The 15,201-nt window shown below is 42.7% G+C and carries 16 protein-coding genes; 9 read left to right on the forward strand and 7 right to left on the reverse strand.

The window, feature by feature from the left end:
* Positions 1-68: 68 nt before the first annotated feature.
* Positions 69-962, forward strand: a complete 894-nt coding sequence (locus tag L2703_RS10130; RefSeq protein ID WP_248970974.1) for a LysR family transcriptional regulator ArgP — start codon at positions 69-71, stop codon at positions 960-962.
* A gap of 19 nt (positions 963-981) precedes the next feature.
* Here L2703_RS10130 and bioA read toward each other — a convergent pair whose 3' ends face one another.
* Positions 982-2,316 carry an adenosylmethionine--8-amino-7-oxononanoate transaminase gene (gene bioA / locus L2703_RS10135; RefSeq protein WP_248970975.1) on the reverse strand — a complete coding sequence of 445 codons (1,335 nt, stop codon included), beginning with the start codon at positions 2,314-2,316 and terminating at the stop codon, positions 982-984.
* Between the two features lie 114 nt (positions 2,317-2,430).
* Here bioA and bioB point away from each other — a divergent pair, with 114 nt between their 5' ends.
* From bioB to bioD, 4 genes are read left to right on the forward strand one after another with little or no spacing between them, the layout of a single operon-like run.
* Positions 2,431-3,483 (forward strand): biotin synthase BioB, encoded by a 1,053-nt coding sequence (gene bioB, locus L2703_RS10140; protein WP_248970976.1) that lies wholly within the window; start codon positions 2,431-2,433, stop codon positions 3,481-3,483.
* Positions 3,484-3,489: 6 nt separating this feature from the next.
* A complete protein-coding gene (locus tag L2703_RS10145) occupies positions 3,490-4,671 on the forward strand; it encodes an aminotransferase class I/II-fold pyridoxal phosphate-dependent enzyme (RefSeq protein WP_248970977.1) in 1,182 nt (393 codons plus the stop codon).
* A gap of 30 nt (positions 4,672-4,701) precedes the next feature.
* The gene (locus L2703_RS10150) at positions 4,702-5,460 is read left to right on the forward strand and encodes a methyltransferase domain-containing protein (RefSeq protein WP_248970978.1); all 759 of its coding nucleotides are present in this window, start codon (positions 4,702-4,704) and stop codon (positions 5,458-5,460) included.
* Between the two features lie 7 nt (positions 5,461-5,467).
* Positions 5,468-6,196: a dethiobiotin synthase gene (bioD, locus tag L2703_RS10155; protein WP_248971061.1), complete on the forward strand. Its 729-nt coding sequence runs from the start codon at positions 5,468-5,470 to the stop codon at positions 6,194-6,196.
* Between the two features lie 75 nt (positions 6,197-6,271).
* On the opposite strand, the gene L2703_RS10160 is transcribed toward bioD, so the two are convergent.
* The 3 genes from L2703_RS10160 to L2703_RS10170 all read right to left on the reverse strand — a co-directional run bounded on the left by L2703_RS10160 (position 6,272) and on the right by L2703_RS10170 (position 9,207).
* Positions 6,272-7,297 (reverse strand): GGDEF domain-containing protein, encoded by a 1,026-nt coding sequence (locus L2703_RS10160; RefSeq protein WP_248970979.1) that lies wholly within the window; start codon positions 7,295-7,297, stop codon positions 6,272-6,274.
* Between the two features lie 135 nt (positions 7,298-7,432).
* Positions 7,433-8,344: a DUF481 domain-containing protein gene (locus L2703_RS10165; protein ID WP_248970980.1), complete on the reverse strand. Its 912-nt coding sequence runs from the start codon at positions 8,342-8,344 to the stop codon at positions 7,433-7,435.
* A gap of 434 nt (positions 8,345-8,778) precedes the next feature.
* Positions 8,779-9,207, reverse strand: a complete 429-nt coding sequence (locus L2703_RS10170; RefSeq protein ID WP_248970981.1) for a MaoP family protein — start codon at positions 9,205-9,207, stop codon at positions 8,779-8,781.
* A 108-nt stretch (positions 9,208-9,315) separates the two neighbouring features.
* Here L2703_RS10170 and hdfR point away from each other — a divergent pair, with 108 nt between their 5' ends.
* Positions 9,316-10,182 carry an HTH-type transcriptional regulator HdfR gene (hdfR, locus tag L2703_RS10175; protein ID WP_248970982.1) on the forward strand — a complete coding sequence of 289 codons (867 nt, stop codon included), beginning with the start codon at positions 9,316-9,318 and terminating at the stop codon, positions 10,180-10,182.
* A 57-nt stretch (positions 10,183-10,239) separates the two neighbouring features.
* Here hdfR and L2703_RS10180 read toward each other — a convergent pair whose 3' ends face one another.
* Positions 10,240-10,608 carry a diacylglycerol kinase gene (locus L2703_RS10180; RefSeq protein WP_248970983.1) on the reverse strand — a complete coding sequence of 123 codons (369 nt, stop codon included), beginning with the start codon at positions 10,606-10,608 and terminating at the stop codon, positions 10,240-10,242.
* Between the two features lie 143 nt (positions 10,609-10,751).
* Here L2703_RS10180 and L2703_RS10185 point away from each other — a divergent pair, with 143 nt between their 5' ends.
* The gene (locus L2703_RS10185) at positions 10,752-11,600 is read left to right on the forward strand and encodes a DNA ligase (protein ID WP_248970984.1); all 849 of its coding nucleotides are present in this window, start codon (positions 10,752-10,754) and stop codon (positions 11,598-11,600) included.
* A gap of 81 nt (positions 11,601-11,681) precedes the next feature.
* The gene (locus L2703_RS10190; protein WP_248970985.1) at positions 11,682-12,182 is read left to right on the forward strand and encodes a low molecular weight protein-tyrosine-phosphatase; all 501 of its coding nucleotides are present in this window, start codon (positions 11,682-11,684) and stop codon (positions 12,180-12,182) included.
* Positions 12,183-12,226: 44 nt separating this feature from the next.
* On the opposite strand, the gene ylqF is transcribed toward L2703_RS10190, so the two are convergent.
* Positions 12,227-13,168 carry a ribosome biogenesis GTPase YlqF gene (ylqF, locus tag L2703_RS10195; protein WP_248970986.1) on the reverse strand — a complete coding sequence of 314 codons (942 nt, stop codon included), beginning with the start codon at positions 13,166-13,168 and terminating at the stop codon, positions 12,227-12,229.
* Between the two features lie 119 nt (positions 13,169-13,287).
* Positions 13,288-14,127, reverse strand: coding sequence for an isopenicillin N synthase family dioxygenase (locus L2703_RS10200; RefSeq protein ID WP_248970987.1), 840 nt, complete (start codon positions 14,125-14,127; stop codon positions 13,288-13,290).
* 155 nt (positions 14,128-14,282) lie between these two features.
* Between L2703_RS10200 and L2703_RS10205 the strand changes: the two genes are divergently transcribed.
* On the forward strand, positions 14,283-15,200 hold the full coding sequence (locus L2703_RS10205; protein ID WP_248970988.1) for a bifunctional methionine sulfoxide reductase B/A protein: 918 nt from the start codon (positions 14,283-14,285) through the stop codon (positions 15,198-15,200).
* The last annotated feature ends 1 nt before the right edge of the window (position 15,201 follow it).

The following is a 15,201-nucleotide window of genomic DNA, read 5'->3' on the forward strand; positions in this document are numbered from 1 at the left end:
AATTAATGAAGCAGTGGCCTTTTCCCATTAGTATTAGAGTCAACATGGCCAAAAGGCAGGAGGTTGCAGTGAGTCAACTCGATTATAAATTATTGCACGCACTGAGTTGTGTGATTAAAGAGCAAAGCTTTGAACGTGCAGCAGATGTGTTGTGTTTATCGCAATCGGCAGTATCGCAACGGATTAAACAGTTAGAACAACAGTTTGCCCAGCCTGTTTTGATAAGAAGCCAGCCGATCCAGGCTACCGATTTAGGCAAGCAGTTATTAAAACATTATTACCAGGTCGTGCAGCTAGAGGCCGATTTACTCCCCAGCGCTATGCCGCATTCGCCTCAAATTCCTTTAACCTTACACATTGCCAGCAATGCAGATACTTTAGCGACTTGGCTTATACCGGCTATAGCACCAGTGGTTAAGTCACATTTAGTCGAGGTCAACCTACTGATTGATGGTGAGGAACATACCATTAATCGATTGAAAGATGGACAAGCCTTTGGGGCAATTTCATTGCAGTCAACAGCCATAAAGGGCTGCCAACTTACTCGATTAGGCAATGTAGACTATCTGCTTGTGGCATCCCCAGCCTTTAGCCGCCATTATTTTTCCGACGGAATTAGTGCCCAAAGTCTTAAAAAGGCACCCGGTATTGCCTTTGATCATAAGGACAACATGCACACTAGGTACATACAGCAGCATTTTGGTTTAAGCCAGGGTGAATACCCATTACATACCGTGCGCTCATCTGAAGCTTTTGTGACTATGGCGAAACATGGTGCGGCGTATTGTTTAGTGCCTAGGACGCAAATTATATCAGAGTTGGCATCTGGTGAATTAGTACACATCTGCAAACAACATATCATTACTGAAACGCTTTACTGGCACCATTGGATATTACTTAAAGGTGTCTATAAAGCTGTTTCAGACGCCATTATAGCCCATGCTCAATCAGTATTAGATTAGGCCAATGGGCTGTTATGGACTATCCGTGGCTTATCATGGTGTTGTCGCTTTGCGAAGAGGCGATAGTGTCCGCAACCATTAACATTGCAGAGGTTAACTGGGTTAACTGTTGTGCGCTAATAGTGTAAGGCGGCATGATGTAGATATAACGGCTAAAAGGCCTGACCCACACACCTAATTCAACAAAGGCTTTTTGTAAGGCAGAAGTGTTTACTGGAGAATGCATTTCAATGATGCCGACACTGCCAAGTACTCGAACATCTTTGACTTGTTTTGACTTGATTGCAGCCGGTAAGGTCTGTAACAGGTGCGTTTCAATATCTTTGACTTGTTGTAACCAATCGCCAGTGAGTAATAAATCTAAGCTGGCGGTTGCTGCTGCACAGGCCAAAGGGTTACCCATAAACGTTGGGCCATGCATAAACACGCCTGCAGGTGAGTCGCTAATACCATTGGCTACTTCATCACTGCACAGGGTTGCGGCTAAACTAATGTAACCGCCAGTCAGCGCCTTACCCACACATAAAATATCAGCCTCAATATTGGCATGCTCATAAGCGAAGAGGGTGCCAGTACGACCAAATCCAGTCGCAATTTCATCTAATATCAATAGCACATTGTATTGGTCGCAAAGTTGGCGCAGTTTGACTAAATAAGCTGGCGAGTAAAAACGCATGGCACCAGCACCTTGCATGATGGGTTCAATAATCACCGCGGCAATATTGTGGTGATGTTGGCTAAATGCATTTTCTAAAGCAGTGATATCTGTCTGATTGAGCGGTTCATCAAATTTTGATGTGGGGGCGGGGATAAACACTTGTTTAGTGACATTATTGCCAAACATAGTGTGCATGCCGCCGTCTGGGTCACACACGCTCATAGCGGCAAAAGTATCGCCGTGGTAACCACTTTTTACCGTCATAATCCGCTGTTTCTGTGGTTTATTGCGTCCTTGCCAATACTGCAACGCCATTTTTAGGGCCACCTCAACGGCAATCGATCCTGAGTCGGCTAAAAATACTTTGGTTAAATTGGCGCTGGTCATTTGCACTAAGCGTTTTGAAACCTCAATGGCTGGCTGGTGGGTAATACCACCAAACATCACATGGCTCAGTTGGGTTAACTGCTTTTGCATGGCCGTTAAAATGGTCGGATGACTGTAACCATGAACACATGACCACCAAGAACTGGTGCCATCGACCAACACTTTTCCATTATCTAACGTCAGTTCACACCCCTGGGCAGAAACCACACCATACACAGGCAGGGCCTGGGTCATAGAGGTGTAAGGGTGCCAAATATGCTGTGCATCAAATGCATAATCGATAGGGGCATTTGTGTTTAAAAGTGCCATAATTATAGTTGCTCTTTTTTTGACCGCTTGTAAAGCGTGAAATAGTCGCTGCGTTGACAGTTTACGGGCTCAGGGTATCCTAGCCAACAGAAAATCAAAATAAAGGAAAGATCCATGTCGTTAGCTGAAATTCGTCACGATTGGCAAAAAGCAGAAATCGAAGCGTTGTTTGCATTGCCGATGAATGATTTATTGTTTAAAGCCCACAGTATTCATCGTGAAACGTTTGATCCTAACGAAGTACAGATCAGTCGTCTTTTATCGATTAAAACCGGCGCATGCCCAGAAGATTGTAAATATTGTCCGCAAAGCGCGCGTTATGACACCGGGCTTGAGAAAGAACGTTTACTTGAAATTGAAAAAGTATTAACAGAGGCCAAAAGTGCCAAAGCTGCTGGCGCATCGCGTTTTTGCATGGGGGCCGCTTGGCGCAACCCGCGCGATAAAGACATGCCGTATTTAACCCAAATGGTCAAAGATGTGCGTGCTTTAGGCATGGAGACCTGCATGACATTAGGGATGTTGTCATCTGAGCAAGCAGAGCAACTCGCTGATGCAGGCTTAGACTATTACAACCACAACCTAGATACCTCGCCTGAATACTATGGCGATGTCATTACCACCCGCACTTATCAAAACCGTTTAGATACATTATCAAACGTTCGTGCCTCTGGCATGAAAGTCTGTTCTGGTGGGATTGTCGGTATGGGCGAAAAAGCCACAGACCGCGCCGGTTTACTGCAACAGTTAGCCAATTTAGAGCATCACCCAGATTCAGTGCCTATCAACATGTTAGTGAAAGTGGCAGGCACACCGTTTGAAAAGTTAGATGATCTCGACCCACTTGAATTTGTGCGCACCATTGCGGTTGCGCGTATTTTAATGCCTAAGTCGCGGGTGCGTTTATCTGCGGGGCGTGAAAACATGAGCGATGAATTGCAATCTATGTGTTTCTTTGCAGGTGCTAATTCGATTTTCTACGGCTGTAAGCTACTGACGACGCCAAATCCTGAAGAAAATGATGACATGAGCCTGTTCCGTCGTTTGGGCTTACATCCAGAGCAAGGACCTCAAGCTAATATTGAGTCCGACAGTGCATTACTTGCCAAAGCGAGCGCCAAGCAAGATAAGTCGACCAAGCAGTTTTACGATGCTGCGGCACTGTAATTAGTTATGGCAACATCAGAGCCGTCAGTAACGGATAACCATCCTCTCGCTCAGCGGATAAAAACTACCCTTGAGCAATTACACACGACGGGTCTTTTACGTCAAAGGCGGGTTAACGGGCTTGTATCGCCAAGCAAGGTTATTGATTTTAGCCACAATGATTACTTAGGGTTATCTCAAGAACCGGCCTTAGCTCAAGCCCTTTTCCAAGGGGCGCAAGCCTACGGCGTAGGCAGTAGAGCATCGCCGTTAGTCAGTGGTTACAGTATTGCACATCAACAGCTTGAACAGCGCTTGTGTGAATTAACAGGCCATGAAGCGTGTATGCTATTCAGTTCTGGCTTTAGCGCCAATAGCGCGCTAATGAAAACCTTATTTAATGCGACTGACACAGTGATTGCAGACAAACTCGTCCATGCGTCAGTAATTGATGGCTTAAAAGACAGCCAATGCAAAATTAGCCGTTTTTTACATAATGATCTTACCAGTGCCGCGCGTATTATTGAGCGCCATCCTGGCTGTGCTGTGGTCACTGAAAGTGTGTTTAGTATGGATGGCGATACCGCCCCCATCACTGAGCTGGCACGTTTATGTCGCGAGCATCAATGTTGGTTGATTGTTGATGATGCCCACGGCTTTGGTGTGTTACCAAACGGGTTTGTTAATGCAGACAAGGTCGATATTCAAGTTGTCACCTTTGGCAAAGCATTAGGTTGCCAAGGCGCGGCGATTTTAGCTTCCCAAGACGTGATTGATTTTTTAGTGGCGACAACGCGGGAATACATATACTCAACTGCGTTATCTCCTGCTAATGCTCATTTGGCGTTAGCAGCGATTAATTGGCAGCATTCGCATCCGCAACTGTTAACCCAGCTGCTGGCCAATATCGCGTTGTTTAGGCAGGTCGCAACACAACATCAATTAACGCTAACCGAATCGAAAACGGCGATTCAACCCATCATGATTGGTGATAATCAACGTGTAATGGATATTGCTAAGCAGTTAACTCAACAAGGTTTTTTGGTGGGTGCAATACGCTCACCTACAGTGCCTAAGGGGCAAGCTCGCTTGCGGATCACCCTCAATGCTCAGCATCAGGCTGACGATATTCGCGCTCTGGTTGCTGCGGTTGCATCATTGCTGAATAATTCGGGCACAAACACATCAGTAGCTTTACAGACATTGTAATGACATCAATTTGGATCAATGAGAAACCTCATGACGTTAGATAATCCACTGGCCAATAAGTTTTCATGTGCTGCAAGCCATTACAAACAGCATGATGTATTGCAACGTTTAAGTGCTCATCAGTTATTACAACACGCAAATTTATACGGCACCTTATTAGACGTAGGGGCTGGGCCAGGCACCGATTTTGGTGCGTTTAACGCTGTTAATCAGGTTGTTGCTGTCGATATCGCTCAGGGTATGCTTACTGAGTTAACGCAACAATTTACAGATTATTTGCCATTGTGCACTGATGCCCAAGCTTTAGGGTTACAGACTGCATCAGTTGACAGTATTTATTCTAATTTAGCATTACAGTGGTGCCCCCAATTGCCTCAAGCATTTTGCGAATTTCAGCGCGTGTTACGCCCTAATGGCGAGTGTCACGTGAGTATTGTGGCAGATGGCAGTTTAGCGGAACTGAAAACACTCGGTTTTCATGTCAATCAATTTCATTCTGTTTCGGCGTTAAAACAAGCATTTATGTCATCTCAACTCCAGGGTGATACATGGGAAAGTATTGATATCAAACTTGAAAGCATTCAAGTGTATTTTGATGATTTACGAAGCTTGCTGTATTCCATTAAAGGGGTTGGGGCGTCATTTGCTCAGCATCAGCATAACTCAAACCGGCCGTTGCTAAAAAAGCAGCAATGGCAACAACGAGTTGAATTAGCCAACACGCTGCGCACAGAAAAAGGCATTCCCTTAACGTATCAAATCGCGTTTATCCGCGCTAAACGGGGCTAACACTATGTTGTATTTTGTCACTGGAACCGACACTGATAGCGGTAAAACCTTAATATCCTCAGCATTATTGGCGAAAGCACAAGGGCAAAAATGCGGTTTTAAACCTATTGCCTCAGGTTGTGAGATGAGTGAAAGTGGGTTGCGCAACAGTGATGCATTGATGTTAATGGCGCAATCGAACATGGGCTTAGCTTATCAAAACGTCAACCCTATTAGTTTTCAGCCGGCAATTGCGCCTCATATTGCAGCCTCGCAGGTTCATATCGCGTTAAGCGCACAAGGGGTGCTTGATGCAATGTTCCATCCGGCAATGGTCAATGCCGATTTTGCTTTAATTGAAGGTGCTGGTGGTTGGCGTTTACCGTTAGGCAATGGCGAGTATTTATCTGATACGGTTAAGTTATTGCAAGCAAAGCTTCAGCAGTATACCTCTTCTAAAAGCCTGGGCTATGATGAAACGAAAAGGGCTAATTACAATGGGACAATTGACGTTATTCTTGTTGTTGGGATGAAACTGGGGTGCTTAAATCATGCGTTGTTAACGCAAGAAGCGCTACTAGCCGATGGTTTGAGTATTGCAGGTTGGGTGGCCAATCAGGTTGATGCCGACATGGCCTTTATTGAAGACAATTTGCAAAGTTTACAACAGATGATGCAAGCGCCTTTTTTAGGCTATGTGCCGCATCTTGCCAATCCAAGTGCTGAAAATGCGGCAGCTTATGTGCAATTACCATAGTTATCATCATTAACCAATTAAAACTCAACCGGCTGAAGGCTTAGGTTGAGTTTTATGGTTTGTTGATTAGAAAAATTATCCGGAGATAGGCATCACTCGGTTACGTCCGAGGCGCTTTGCCTCGTACAAGAGCTTGTCTGTAGCTTCAATGAGTTGCCCCACATTTTGTTTAGGTTTCCACTCTGCCACACCAAATGATGCAGTAATAGAATCAATGACTTTATCACTGCGACGATCTTTAACACTGAGTTTTTCCAGTGCTCTTCGGATCCCTTCAGCCAGTTGCCGTGCGACACGTAATTGGCTATTAGGAACAATAATGGCAAATTCTTCGCCTCCAAAACGATATAGCTTTATGCCATCACGACAGGCTTCTTGAATGCGTTTAGCAACGGTTTTTAATACTAAGTCCCCTAGCTGGTGGCCAAAAGTGTCGTTGAAGTTTTTAAAGTGATCAATATCAATTAAAATCAGGCAAGTGCCCGCAGGCGATAAGTCAATTTGTGCATCAATATCATCATTAAAAGCACGTCGGTTTAGCACATTGGTTAGCGCATCAAATAACATGTCTTTTTCAGACTCAGCCAATTTCGATTTTAAGGTATCAATTTCAGACTGGGCTTTTTGTAATTGCTCGGTAAAGCTAACGGTGCTTGAACGAATACTGGTTGATTCTTTTACAATACTTCTAACAACACCGATGACTTGTTCAAGTGAAAATCCTTTAGTTTCTAATTCACTTAATTTTTTAAAGTCTTTGTCTATTTGCGCCTGAAACGTTTCTGTGTCTAAGTTGGTATCTCGTAACGACTGTGACAACTCGCAAACCATTGCATCAAGGTTTTTTCGCATTTCGCGCACATCTAGCTCGACAGGATCGGCCACATGTTTTCGGTATAACAATTCACTGGTAACCGGAGAGCATGTTTGATTTTGTTTTATTGCGGTATCAAGTTCTTGATTTAATGCTGGGTTTTGCTCTCCGACATAGGCATACCATAAGGCATAATTAGTCGGAGTTGTGGGTATTTTGTACTTAAGCATTAACGGTACCGCTTTTTTTAAGTTAGCAGCAGCGGTTTGTAATAAAGTGTTAGACATTAAGTACCTCAAGAATAGGACGATAAAAAAACATTAAGGCGATTAATAATGATAGAAATTATTGTAGGACATTATCATTTTCCCGATCACAAAAAAAGCATCCTAAGATGCTTAATGCTAAGATAATTTGGGTGGTTAGAAGGCGTAAGATACGGCAAACATCGGGCCGGTAAAGCTGTAACTAATATTATGGTCGAAAGTTCTTAATTGATTGTTGTTCATTTTACGTTGCTTTTCTATCGTGATATCAACATCGTAATAATTATAAGCCAATTTTAACGACCAGTTGTCGCAGATTTTTGTTTCGACACCTAAGCGGATATCAATTAATGATCCATCAACATCGTCATAATTGATGGCAAAATATTGCCCGTGAGCCGAAAAATTCCAACCATGGTAAAACTCATAAGCGGCATAAATGCCGAGATTAGGTAATGGGGCAGTAAAGGTATCATCAACGACTTCTGGGGTGGCAACCACATTGTTACATAAGCTGGTCAGAGAGGAGTCGGGTATGCAAGTGCCTATCGTGCCTTTAAATACGGTTTCAACAAACATGGTGTGCACACCAAGAGAGAAACCAACGGCATAATTGGTACCTTGCCAAACATCGTATCCATAACCAATACGTAAAATGTCGATATTTAATTCGGTATTGAGTTTAGCACCCACTTCAATTAGGTAATCTTTTCCGTCGATGTCTTCTAAAATGAAATCTTGGCTTACCGCATTATTATCGGCTTTACGGTCGAGTGACTTCCAGTCGATGAAGATATTATGACGTTGATTAAAAGCGTAAGTCAGTTCGAAATAGGGGAGATATTGTTCATCAGCGAGTAAAAATTCATCTTCAAAATCAATAGGAAACAAGCCTCCCGTTTTGGGGCTTGTTACTGCGATATTGGAATCTGAGTTAGCATAAAACACGCCGATATCGAGGGCGAATTTGTCTGTGACTGACGATGGATTGCTATTATGGTGACTCGCTGCGAAGGCAGTTTGAGTGCTAAATAGCATCACGACAATATAAAAAAGCTGCCTAATCATTGAAACTCCGCATTTATTATTATTTATAGTGTTACAAGATATGCGTCTTCATATGATGCTGTTGTCGTATTTGAGATTGAGTATATTGAGCGTCGAGTATAATTAACACGGGTTGTTAACAACGTCGATTAACACGTTCAAGCAAAAAACAAGACAAACTGTTCAGCAAGCACATTAGCAGTTTGTAACTAAATGTGAAGTATTTGTATGTAAAAGTTGCGCAAAATCAAGTTTTCGCCGTTAGTTTGAACTTAATGGCTTAGAATTAACATTTTTCAGCTGCAAAGCTGATGTCGTAAAGAGAGTAGAGCCGTGGGTAGACGTATGGGGGGATAACTTTTTTTTAAAAATACCATAAAGTAGAGCGGTAAAAGCACTCTACTTTATGTGGTATGTTGCTAAGATGTTAATTTTTTATGCGTCCGAAATTTAGGTTATTCAGACTCATCGGTGTCAGTACTATCATCTTCAACATCATCAAATTCGATTTCCACTTTGGTACTCGCGGGAGTATGAATTGTGCCGACAACGGCGTAAAAAGGTTTCCCTTTTGCTAAGCGGCAATACTTAGCCCAAAGTAATTCCATTGCCGTGGTGGCTGGCAATATACCTTGAGCAACTTTAACAAATTGGTCTTCGTCAACATTGCACGGCAGTTGGCTACCGTCAGCTAAATTTTTCATTGCCTGGCCATGTTGTTCAAGCAAGTCCGCTTCCTTGCTGGTAAAATCACCACAGCGCTTAAAACCTTTTGGAAAGTTAGCGTCATCATAGAAGCGTTTAGTTGAGCGAAAACTGTCATTTGAGCCATTGGCGTGAGATTCAATACCTTGTGTCGCATTGACAAATGATTGCTGAGACATAACAAATACCTTCTAGATTATGAGATATAAAGATTTTCAATTGGAGTATTGGCTAGTATTATCTTTTTTTAAATCAAAATATTTTGTCCTTTATGGTAAAGAATTTTTATGGATACAGATTTATTAAAAACGTTTTTAGAAGTTTCGCGAACACGTCACTTTGGTAAAGCGGCTGAAAATCTTTACTTAACTCGCAGCGCTGTGAGTTTTAGAATTAAGCAACTGGAAGGCATTCTAGGGATCGAGCTGTTTGAACGTTTACGTAATAATATCCAACCCACTCCTGCGGGAGAACGAATGCTTGGCCATGCCGAAGCAGTATTAAATGCTTGGGAAAGGGCAAAGCAAGATATTATTTTAAATCAGAAACACAGCATTCAATTAACTGTGTCTGCCGGACATAACATTTGGGATGCTTATCTACAACCACTGTTACAGCCATTGCACCATGGGCTTGAAGGCGTGTCATTGCGAACAGATGTGTTGTCGGGCTCCGTGATGACACGCCAACTAATAGAGCGTAGTTTAGACATCGCCATCACTTTTGACCCGCCTAAATTGGATGAGCTTGAGTTGGTTAAGCTGGCACAAATTAATTTAGTATTGGTGACAAAACAACCGGCAATAACGCTTGAGCAAGCAACGACAATTCCTTACATTAAAGTCGATTGGGGCACAGCATTTAACATTACTCATGCACAAGATTACACTATGCTGCCATTGCCGATTCTGCATACCAGCTCGGCTAGAATGGCATTAGATTTTGTGCTTAATAATGGGGGCTGTGCATTTTTACCAGAAGTGCTAATCAAACCCTACTTAGCGAATTCGACGTTATTTGTTGTCGAAGATGCCCGTTGTATTACCCGTAATGTATACGGTGCTTACTGGGTAGATAATGAAAGGCTTGCCTATATTCAACAAGCGATAAGCATATTGTCTGGCCCTAGCACATTAACCGATGACGTAAAATGAAGATAAATCTCCCTTGTTATAGCCGAGCTGAGTAACATACAACATCACGCCACGGTTTTATATCAGGGGGATAAGTACAATCGCCCAAGTGATTGCACACAATGCTAAGCTGATAAACACTGCTGCTGACGCAATGTCTTTTGCCTGACCACTTAACGGGTGTATTTCATCACCGACACGGTCGACAACGGCTTCTATCGCAGAATTAAGCAGTTCAACAATTAGCACTATTAATAGTGTCATAACCATTAAAATACGTTCAGTTGTGCTGACATCCACAATAAGGGCAATTGGTAGCATGATTATTGCTAATATGGCTTCTTGTCTGAATGCCGCTTCATTTTGCCATGCGGATTTTAAGCCTTTTATTGAAAACCCAGTTGCTCTAAATACGCGTTTAAGGCCATGATTATTTGCTGGTTTCATTTGTTATGTCTTTTTCTGCACTATGGCTCGATTGTAACATTCATGCTCATCACTGCCAGTTGTTTTAGTTAAATATGCATAATTAATGGTGTTGTACTAGGCTTTGTTTTTGATGAAATCCAGCCACATTGCAAGGATCGCTTATGTTTCGTGCCGCTAATTTGATGATTTTTATCCTATGCACCATAACCTGTACATCTAGTTATAGTGACGTTTTACCTAAACCCAAGATTCAGCTTGCCAGTCATTTTGATGCAAACCTTGAGGTGAGCGATTATCTTGTAAGTGAAAAACTTGACGGCGTAAGAGGCTACTGGACAGGAAAACAAATGTTAACTCGTAGTGGCCGCTTAGTGAGCCTGCCAACCTCTTTCACACAAGGTTTTCCAGATTATCCTATCGATGGCGAGCTATGGTTGGGGCGGGGGCAATTTGAACAAATATCCGCTTTAGTTAGGCGCCAGCAAACCTTGGCGCAAGAATGGCAAACCGTCCGGTTTATGATGTTTGATTTGCCAGAGCATCCCGGCACCTTTGAGCAAAGGTATCAGGCGATGCAACAATTGGCGCAAAGTGTGGATTCGTTTCATCTGCAAGTGATACCTCAATTACAGTTTGCTGATAATAGCGCACTTTTTACTGAGCTTGATAATGTCGTGGCAGCGGGCGGTGAAGGGTTAATGTTGCATTATCGACAAGCTGTTTATACTGTCGGGCGTAGTCAGTTTATTTTAAAACTTAAACCCAAATACGATGCCGAGGCAGTTGTGATTGGCCACACTGCGGGTAAAGGTAAATACACTGGAATGCTTGGGGCGCTGACGGTAAAAACACCTCAAGGCGTGGTATTTAATATTGGCAGTGGTTTTACAGATAAACAAAGGCAGCATCCTCCTGCAATTGGAACCATCATTACTTATCAATATTTAGGTTTCACTCAAAAGGGCACGCCTCGGTTTGCGACATTTTTACGACAACGTCCAGCCCAATAGCAATAAGATAGCCAATGAGAAATCGCTTGTATTGATATACATTACAATTCTTTTTTATGATGAACAGAGGTAGGTTGTTTAATGAACCCTAAACAGAAGTTAGCTCAGGTATCGTCGGTGTTATTTGTGTGCATGGGCAATATATGCCGCTCGCCAACCGCTGAAGCGGTATTTAGAAAACAAGCTCAATTACAGGGGTTATCGTTACGAATTGATTCTGCTGGTACGATTGCCTACCACCAAGGCAACCAGCCAGATAGCCGCAGTATGGCCGCTGGGTATCTGCGTGGTTTAGATTTATCGGCGATAAGGGCCAGACAAGTGACTGAAGATGATTTTACCGAGTTTGATTTGATCCTTGCCGCGGATAACGCAAATTTAAGTGACTTATACGCTCGTTGTCCTGTGCAATATCGGCATAAACTGGATTTAATTTTAGCATTTGCCAAAAACGATCATGGCGTGCGCGAAGTCCCAGATCCTTATTACGGCGGTCAAGATGGATTTGAGTTGGTGATTGATTTACTTGAAAACAGTTTGACTGAGTTAGCAAGGCAAATAGCAGATGCAAAACAGGGGTAAACACTTACCCCTGTGTTAATTGTGCTACAACAGGCAATAAACGGTTAATCGTTATACCTTTTTCCCGAACGTTTTAATTTTTCTTGCTCAATTTTTTGTTGTTTGAGCGCTTCTTTTTCTGCTAACACACGTGCGACTTCGATTTTTTCAGCTTCAGCCATTTCAGGTGTTTCTAAACTTAACAATCCAATGCGACCAGAGCGGTAATCGTGTAGCAACAACTCTGAAACTTTGTGGTAATCAATACGTCCGCCAGGACGAAGTGCTCCGCGAGAACCTGCAATGGCTTCTAGCAATTCGATATCAGAACCAGGTAGTGAACTCAGTTTATAACGCTCACAGATAGCCTCAGGGTAAGCCTGTAAAAAGTATTCTGCTGCAAACATGGCAACATCTTCGTATTCCATGGCGGTGTCTTTTATTGCACCGGTAACGGCAAGACGATAACTGCTGGCTTCGTTATCGACCTTTGGCCATAAAATGCCTGGAGTGTCAGAAAGTACAATGCCGTTGCGTAAATTAATGCGTTGTTGAGTTTTGGTGACCGCAGGTTCGTTGCCGGTTTTGGCGATTGTACGTCCCGCCAAGGTATTGATGATGGTGGATTTTCCTACGTTAGGAATACCCATAATCATGGTGCGAATGTCTTTTTCAATGACATCACGATGGGGCACCAATTTACGACAAATATCGGGAATACTTTTTACCATACCCGGTTGCAAGGTGGTTATTGCTGAGGCCTTAACACCTTGTTCACGTTCAAGGTATTCGATCCAACGCTCTGTAACGGCTGGGTCGGCTAAATCCGATTTATTAAGCAATTTAATGCAAGGTTTGTCACCACGAAGTTGTGACACCATCGGGTTTTCACTGCTGTAGGGAATGCGCGCATCGAGCACTTCAATAACAAGATCCACTTGAGGCATTGCCTCTTCGATCTCTTTACGTGCTTTGTGCATGTGTCCTGGATACCACTGAATTGCCATGATGTTGCCTTATAACCGAATGCTAAAACGAAGAAATATAAAAGCGCTATTGTACCTTGTTAGCTTACTAAAAGCATAAAAAAAGCGCCCTAAGGCGCTTAGTCACTACGATAATGGGTTTAAATAACCCCTAATTCGCGTAGTCTTTCCATTAGGTAGCTGTCGGCTGTATAACGCTCTGACAGCACGACATCAGGATTTGGGTGTAAAAATAAGGGCAATGAAATTCTAGATTTCGTTTTGTCTAACCCTTCTGGATTGATCACACGATGAGAAGTCGATGGGAAATAGCCCCCAGACGCCTCTTGAAGCATATCACCGATATTAATAATGATGCTGCCAAAATCACTTGGTACATCAATCCATTCGCCGGTTTTGGCTTTAACTTGTAAACCAGGTTCATTTGCTGCAGGTAACAAGGTGATTAAGTTAATATCTTCGTGAGCGGCTGCGCGGATGGCGCCCATCTCTTCATCGCCTTTCATTGGGGGGTAGTGCAAAATACGCAATAATGTTTTTTGACTTTCGGCAATCATATCGGGTAGCGGAATTGAAAACTTAGCAGCAACCTCTGGCGGTGTGTATTGTTCAATCCAACCCAATAATTCTGATGCTAATGCATTGGCATTTTCATAGTAGGCAAGGATGTTTTTTCTGAGCGAGTCAGGAATACGGCCCCAAGGATACACATGATAATATTCTTTGATATCTTTTACTGTGTTGCCCTTGGCTGTTTCTGACACTGAAGATGGAAAGAAACCATCGTGGGTTTCTGGTTTAAACAAGTAGTCATGTTTTTGTTCAGACTGAAAAAACGCGTACCATTCTTGGTAAATTTCTTCGACAAGTTGTTTTTGTATTGGGTGATTAGATAATACTCCAAATCCCGTTTCTCGCAGAGACTCTACAAAACGCTCGGCACTGTCAGGTGCTAAATAATCAATTGTTTTAAGTTTCATTATATATTTCTTATTAGTGTGTTGACCCACGCTAATGGTAACCTTAGTCTCACTTTGTCGCAATTCTTTGCGTGTTTTCACACAGTTTTGGTTGAACTGATACTTAAAAACACGCGTACTTATTGTCAATGGGCAATCATCTGTGAGAGCAACCAATGAATAACTTAACCGAATTTGAAAAATACGTGATTGAACAAAAGGGCACAGAGCGTCCTTTTAGTGGTAAATTCGTCGATCATAATGCTCGTGGCGTTTATTGTTGTAAAAAATGTGGCGCGGCCCTATACAAAAGCGAAGATAAATTTAATGCACATTGTGGCTGGCCGGCATTTGATGATGAAATTGCTGGTGCTGTAGCACGATCAATTGATGCTGATGGGCGCCGTGTTGAAATTACCTGTCAGCAATGTGGCGGGCATTTAGGTCATGTATTTGAAGGTGAGATGCTGACAGATAAAAACGTTCGCCATTGTGTTAACTCTGTGTCTATGGTGTTTAAACCCGTGGATGAGCTAAACCAAGTTGCTAGTCAGACCCGCACCCAGAAAGCGACTTTTGGTGCAGGTTGCTTTTGGTGTGTCGAAGCTATTTTTGCACAACTTGAAGGCGTGTTGAGTGTTAAGTCAGGTTATTGTGGTGGCGAGGCTAAGGATGCAAATTATGATGCAGTTTGCTCAGGTCGTACTGGTCATGCTGAAGTGGTCCACATTGAATTTGACCCGGCAGTGATAGATTTTGAGACATTATTAACGGTGTTATTTGAAAGCCATGATCCAACAACACTAAACCAGCAAGGTAATGATAAAGGCCCGCAATATCGCTCGGTCATATTTGCCCACAACAGTGATCAGGTTGATTTAGCCAATGCCTACATTAATCGGCTAACTGAACAAGGTGTTTGGCAACACCCTATCGTGACTCAGATCTGTGCTTTTGATACTTTTTATCCAGCTGAAAATTATCACGATGACTATTTTGCTAAACATGGTGAACAACCGTATTGCCAGTTAGTGGTGAAACCTAAATTTGATAAAGTGATGAGCAAATTTGCGGATAAACGCAAAAAAGACTAAT

Source organism: Shewanella basaltis (assembly GCF_023283885.1).
Lineage (GTDB): Bacteria > Pseudomonadota > Gammaproteobacteria > Enterobacterales > Shewanellaceae > Shewanella > Shewanella basaltis.

What these genes read in the sequence shown, in the direction of transcription:
- bioA (WP_248970975.1), bottom strand. Translation starts at nt 2,316, where the DNA reads ATGGCACTTTTAAACACAAATGCCCCTATCGATTATGCATTTGATGCA.
- bioB (WP_248970976.1), top strand. Translation starts at nt 2,431, where the DNA reads ATGTCGTTAGCTGAAATTCGTCACGATTGGCAAAAAGCAGAAATCGAA.
- L2703_RS10145 (WP_248970977.1), top strand. Translation starts at nt 3,490, where the DNA reads ATGGCAACATCAGAGCCGTCAGTAACGGATAACCATCCTCTCGCTCAG.
- L2703_RS10150 (WP_248970978.1), top strand. Translation starts at nt 4,702, where the DNA reads ATGACGTTAGATAATCCACTGGCCAATAAGTTTTCATGTGCTGCAAGC.
- L2703_RS10160 (WP_248970979.1), bottom strand. Translation starts at nt 7,297, where the DNA reads ATGTCTAACACTTTATTACAAACCGCTGCTGCTAACTTAAAAAAAGCG.
- L2703_RS10165 (WP_248970980.1), bottom strand. Translation starts at nt 8,344, where the DNA reads ATGATTAGGCAGCTTTTTTATATTGTCGTGATGCTATTTAGCACTCAA.
- L2703_RS10170 (WP_248970981.1), bottom strand. Translation starts at nt 9,207, where the DNA reads ATGTCTCAGCAATCATTTGTCAATGCGACACAAGGTATTGAATCTCAC.
- hdfR (WP_248970982.1), top strand. Translation starts at nt 9,316, where the DNA reads ATGGATACAGATTTATTAAAAACGTTTTTAGAAGTTTCGCGAACACGT.
- L2703_RS10180 (WP_248970983.1), bottom strand. Translation starts at nt 10,608, where the DNA reads ATGAAACCAGCAAATAATCATGGCCTTAAACGCGTATTTAGAGCAACT.
- L2703_RS10185 (WP_248970984.1), top strand. Translation starts at nt 10,752, where the DNA reads ATGTTTCGTGCCGCTAATTTGATGATTTTTATCCTATGCACCATAACC.
- L2703_RS10190 (WP_248970985.1), top strand. Translation starts at nt 11,682, where the DNA reads ATGAACCCTAAACAGAAGTTAGCTCAGGTATCGTCGGTGTTATTTGTG.
- ylqF (WP_248970986.1), bottom strand. Translation starts at nt 13,168, where the DNA reads ATGGCAATTCAGTGGTATCCAGGACACATGCACAAAGCACGTAAAGAG.
- L2703_RS10200 (WP_248970987.1), bottom strand. Translation starts at nt 14,127, where the DNA reads ATGAAACTTAAAACAATTGATTATTTAGCACCTGACAGTGCCGAGCGT.
- L2703_RS10205 (WP_248970988.1), top strand. Translation starts at nt 14,283, where the DNA reads ATGAATAACTTAACCGAATTTGAAAAATACGTGATTGAACAAAAGGGC.